At 35.7% G+C, this 5062-nt stretch carries 1 protein-coding gene; it reads right to left on the bottom strand.

Annotated features, from left to right (window positions below):
* Window positions 1-530 precede the first annotated feature (530 nt).
* Window positions 531-4586: a HigA family addiction module antitoxin gene (locus C9J34_RS11540; protein WP_107840027.1), complete on the bottom strand. Its 4056-nt coding sequence runs from the start codon at window positions 4584-4586 to the stop codon at window positions 531-533.
* Window positions 4587-5062: the final 476 nt, after the last annotated feature.

Raw genomic sequence — 5062 nt, 5'->3', positions numbered from 1 at the left:
ACTTTGTATTATAGAGAAAAAGATAAATATAATAAACGGTTTTATTTTATGAATGACAATCAAGCATTTTAATTAGAATGAAATTTTCGTAGTATTGAAAGAGGCTGAGATAAAAAGAAAAAATGTTAGACCAAGGCATAATAGGTCTAACATTTTTCGGATTTTAAGAAGGAATATTTAATTTTTTGAAGTGAAAAAGTTATTATCCTTTTTGGGTGTTGTTCAAAATAATCAAGTTCTGCCCCCAATCTCCAATGATATACTTCTCAGGTAGGTTATGATAAGTTGCTCGACTTGTATATTTAGTCCCTAAGTCGCATAATATAATCTTAGATTACTCTCAGCTGTAGCAACTTGTATGACAATAAAATATTTCTCTCTAGGATGAAGCATCATAACTTTAATATTTTGAAGCTGCAATAGGTGTTTATATTAAAAATATCCTTTACGTAAGTCTTGTAAATAGTAATATAATTTACATTGTTTAAGCTATTTTTGATCATAGTATTACTTTGTTAGCACTAATATTTTCAATTGTGTAGCCTTTTCGAAATTTGTGCTTCGGTATCACGTGATTTGGCTTCATTATCGTAGAATTGAGCTATATTCTCAAGTATTGCTCCGACATATGGATATTGAAAGTGCAAGTGCTCAGCCCAGTTACGATATTTTGTAGCAAGTTTGCGCTCTTGTAAGCCTTCAGAGTCCTTCCAGTGAACCCCCCTAGAGTTTAGTACTCCCACATAGAATCCCGTTCCTATCTCTAAAGATGTTATTTCATCCATAACCTCACATACTTCTTGACAAGGCCATATTCCATTTTGATCAATAGGTGCCTTAGCGAGTAATTGCCCTAAACATTGATCACCAATCTCAGCACGACTGTATTCTTGACATAAACGCCGAACTTCTTTTAACCACTTAGTAAGTGTTACTGTATCAATGTCCCCATTTTTATTTGTACCAGGTATCTTTGCAATTTTGTTTAAGAGACGATGGGCCGCTGTTGCAATTGCTGCTTGCTGCTCAGTATTAGTTATTCGCCATTCTAAAGGGTCTTCCCCCTCATCGCTTCTTTTATAAGCAAAAACAATAGCCTGGACAAATAACACAGGCGATTCTGCAATTTGAGCTTCAAGATTTGGAATATCATATTCGCTAGAGTTGAGTACATTTATGAAAAGGAATTCAAGTTGAGCCATTTCATCAAGAGTAATACCAGTACGACCATTAAGGGAGTTCAATGCTTTTGAAATATGATAACTTTCCAACTGGAAATTATCGGTTGTCTCGTTATTGACCGCTGCAACATCATATAGTAATTGCTTAAGGCGTGAGGTTTCAATGTTTTTGAAGTCAATATGAACAGCATGGAAAGCTGCTCGAGGTCTCCTAGCTTCTAAGAGACTATCAATTATCTCAGTAACCTCAGATGGTGCATGTCTTCTCCAAGTAGGGATTACTTCTTTCCAATAAGCTTTACGAATTTCTTCTTTGAATCCATCCAATAGACGCCATGTCGATTTTTGAAAAGGAGCACATATAAATAATCGTATTTGTTCTTCGAAAGGTAATTCGTTTACTGCTATCTGCAGTACTTCAGTTCGTAAGTCATCTTCAATCGCCAAAATAAAGCCTTGTAGACAAGATTCGAACTTGCTCTTAAGGTCTACATTAACTGAAAGGCATTTACTGATGAAATCTACTCTCTCTTTAACATCGATAATACAAGATAACACGTAGTGACCGATAACATTAGCAGCATTAGTTTCATTTACTAATTCTTTTACTCCCTCAAATCTCCGCTCACTCCATATTTCATTAATAGCTTCTAAACGCAATCTATCAATTCTCTCTTCTCTTTTTTGATAGTCAAAATCCTCATCTGAAATTTCATCTACGGATTCTTTCACCCAGTTATTTAAAAACAACCAATTATGACGGATGACTATATCTTGAGGTCTAAGAATGTTGTAAACTTCGCGAGCACGGTCACGGATGGTTGAATTAAGCTGACTGCGTTGAGTAAATGCGAATTGTCGGATACGTTCGCGTAATTCAGCTTTAGCAACATCATTAGCATTCTTAGACCACTCATAAATTAATTCCCAAACATTGATTTCATCTTCTTCTGGCAAGTCCTTGAGGGTCTCAACAAGGTCTCCAAGTGACTTTTCGTCGTGAGCTGACCAAGCAATTAGAAAATCCAATGCCTTTCGATTAAAATCATACATTTTCTTTTGTGTAACAACCTGCCCAGCCCCCGAGGCATCACTTCGCCAGTTAGGTCTGTAGTTAGAATGACCAATATTTGAATCAGATTTAATTTGTTCAATACAAATATTCCAAACTACATCTGGGAAATTCTTAGTGAGTCTCTCAAGTACCTTATATCTCTGCTCCACTGTTGCTGCAGTTTGTGGCATCCAAGATCTGAATATTGCCTTAAGACTGTTTTCTGGTTTATTTACCCAATTATCATTGATTCTTGTTCTAGAGAGTCTTGCGAGAATCAATGAAACACGGAGAAGTTGCTGAGGTTTCCAAGCAAGACACTCCAATGCCCATAGAAGACCAGTTCGAGATGGAGAAACACCAAATAAATTGCTGTCAACAGGCTTTAGAAGACTCAAAACAATTGGGGTCTTGTTTTTTAAATCTTCTTCAATGATTTTAAGGAATTCGTCTGGAGCTGCTTCTGCATAACGTGGTAAATCATGATTTTGAGAAAGCAGCTTTTTAGAATCTAGTGGTGTTAATAGATCACGAATAAGTAATGTAACACGACTGTTAATATCTATGCCAATACGGTCTTGGAATAGATGATTACCATGAACTGATAAAATGACTAGTGTCTCACAAATGCCTGTACGCAATGCACTAGAGTGATTGCGAATCTTATTATAGATAGCTGCTGCCCATCTGTCCTTTTCAGGTAGTTCTAGTGCTGGGTCAGACTCAGAAAGAACGTATTTAGCAGCGATAAAGAATCGGTCTAAATCTGTTAAAGTTACCAATTTCGAAATCGCAAATAATGCATCAATCTTCGATGTAATTCCTCGGTAATGTCCAACTGACCATACTGGACTGTCATCGAACTGGAGTAGGTGAACAATTTCATTTTCAATAAAATCATACTTTTGATTTGAAATACTACATACAATTTCTCGGTCAGCCTCTGATTCTACATGCCAAGTACCAATTAGAGTTATTGGTACGAGGATCTTTGCTCGTTCATCATCTGCCCATTCAGGTATTTTGATTGCAATATTAGATGAGAGGCGACGGCGCAAAATTGTTGGTGAACATCCTGATTCTCTTGCAAGTTTATCAATATCACTTTCATCTAGCCCCATAGAAGTAAGAGCCATTTTAAAATCTTCATAGGAGAGACGATCAAGCTTGATGTCTGCTTCTGTATCAACTGCATTTCGAGGACGAATTACAATGCAATGAATCCTTTGATATGCATCACTGAGTTCACGCTCAGCTTCTTTAGAATGAATAATTGGAATGAAGGGCACAGATGCCGAAATTAAGTTCCTAAGTTCCTCTGGTGATGAAAAGACTGCGGTTAGGTCTTTAAAATGTCGTAGTTCTTTTTCATTAAACAAACAAGCCAAAAATGCAAGTGCTTCATCCCGCGAGTCAGCTACAATTATATAAGGTCGACTACTTAAATTTTCAAGCCAATCTTTAAAAGTATCCTTATATGAAGCAATTGAAGGAGCAAAAATTTCTTTAGTTAGATGAGGATTGCTAGCATGTATCCATCTGTTCCAGGCTCGTTGCAATGTTTCATAACCTTTGACTGGTATACTGAGCTGTTCTGCAAGCCAAATTTGTGCTGGTACAGACTGCTCCAACCACTGTTCAAGATCGCTCGCATCTAAGGCTCTAACAGCCTTCCAATCACCCATTTTGTTTTTCCTCTGCTCCCAATCTGCTTTACCATGCCAGTTTCTAGGGGTTACAAAGACAAATGTGCTATTGGAACGTACTTTAGAATCAACTGAGGTCACTCTCGCATTATAATCACTCTCAGCTTTATTGCTTGGTTTCTGGTCAGTTCCAAACTCCCAAAAGGAGTTCCCTTCAGGAATCCATGGTGTAGCAACCTCAGATACAATCAAACCATCTGATCCTTTACGCTGAGAGTTATCATAGCCTGGAAAATCAACCTTATGAAATTCATTGCCTGTTGAATGAACTAATTTTCGTAATAAAACTGGAAAATGACTTCGAGCGTCAATCTGAGTATTAGCCCATTCTTCAATCTGATATGCTTTTATTGTAAGAAAATTTGGCACAAAAGAGCGTACCGTAATCTCTTTATTAGTAGACAAGCATATATGTTGATTATAAACAACTTGTAATCGAAGTAACTGTTTATAATCAACACCAAATGCTTTTTCTAATCTAGCTGCCATTTTCGAGGACAATGATGACTTCCCATTAAGAAAGTTTGATAATGTTGACCTGGCTACACCTAGTCGCTCTGCTGCACTTTTGATGGTCATATCTGAAGGGATAATTTTCTGACGTACATATATACCAGGGTGAACTGGTTTTTCAAACAATTTCATAAACTTTCTCCCCTTTAAAAATATTATTATCTACATATATTGTATTGTGTAACGTTACACCATTCAATATTGATGTTCCTAGAACAACTGATTGTTAGAGAAGTAGGAGGAATATCCCCCTCTGGTTATTCTTTTTCTTTATGATTCAAATATATAAACTTAAAGTTATGTCACAAAGGATTTTTTATAATTTTTGATTATATGTATTTTACAAAAGACCAAAATCATATAAAATTGGATATAAATAGAGAAAAGACAAGTGGATAAGAGAAATCGGCTAAAAGATTTGCATTGCAAGAATTAAAAAAGAATGACATTAACTAGGTTTGTAGCAAAATACGATTGAAAGGTTAGAGAAAATTAAAACTTTAAAATATATACCTTGTGTTATTTACTTTTAGAGCTTTTGAATTTGAAGACTTTCAAATGAATAAAATAATATATTTATATTACTGAAAATAAAGAATATGAAACAA

It is taken from the genome of Metasolibacillus meyeri (assembly GCF_003049505.1).
GTDB classification, from domain to species: Bacteria; Bacillota; Bacilli; order Bacillales_A; family Planococcaceae; genus Metasolibacillus; species Metasolibacillus meyeri.
This window is presented reverse-complemented; position numbering and strand designations above follow the sequence as displayed.